Genomic DNA, 777 nt, shown 5'->3' on the forward strand with positions numbered 1-777 from the left:
TTCGCTTGTCAGGACGAGATGGTAACGGCTGGCGAGGGACTTATGGGTAATGGAATGGGTTATACCTTCAGGGGAAACAACTCCCTTTCTCGGGATAAGCTGAATTACACCAATGGCTCCTACAGGAATATTCATTACGGAGATATCCATACAAAGTTTGCTCAGCATTTCCATGCTGATGCCGAGCCAGTCCCCTACATCAATGAAGGGGAGTCGCACTCCACAATTCGTCCCGAAAACTACTGCATGGCTGGTGACATGGTTTTCGCCGATGCTTCCGAGGATATGGCGGACATCGGCAAGGCCATCGAAATCATTGATGCAGGAGATGTCCCGCTTGTATCTGGTTTGCACACCATTCTTGCAAGACCAAATAAAGGTTCTATGGCTCTGGGCTTTGGCGCTTACCTCTTCTCGTCTGAGGGGCTAAGAAAACAGATACAGCGAGAAGCGCAAGGTGCAAAGGTGCTCGGACTATCGCCAACTCGGCTGGGAAATGTAAAGTTGTACTATCCAAGCAGGCTGGACGAACAAAAAAAAATCGCCGACTGCCTGTCTTCGCTGGATGATCTGATCGCGGCGGAAACCTACAAGCTCGACACCTTCAAGACCCTCAAAAAGGGCCTGATGCAGCAGCTTTTCCCCTGCGAAGGCGAAACTGTGCCGCGGTTACGGTTTCCGGAATTTCGGAATTTGGGGGAGTGGAAGGAGAAATCCATTAGGGGCTGTTGACGTTTTGAAGCGAGGACGTGAAGGAAGGGGTGCAAACCTGCAAAA

1 protein-coding gene is annotated in these 777 nt (G+C 50.6%); it reads left to right on the top strand.

Going from position 1 to position 777, the window contains the following annotated elements; all coding sequences use genetic code 11:
- Positions 1-732: restriction endonuclease subunit S domain-containing protein (locus tag IE083_RS15700; protein ID WP_229799808.1), on the top strand; the 732-nt coding region annotated here is incomplete at its 5' end.
- Positions 733-777 lie beyond the last annotated feature (45 nt).

The organism is Vogesella fluminis, assembly GCF_014652335.1.
Taxonomy (GTDB): Bacteria; Pseudomonadota; Gammaproteobacteria; order Burkholderiales; family Chromobacteriaceae; genus Vogesella; species Vogesella fluminis.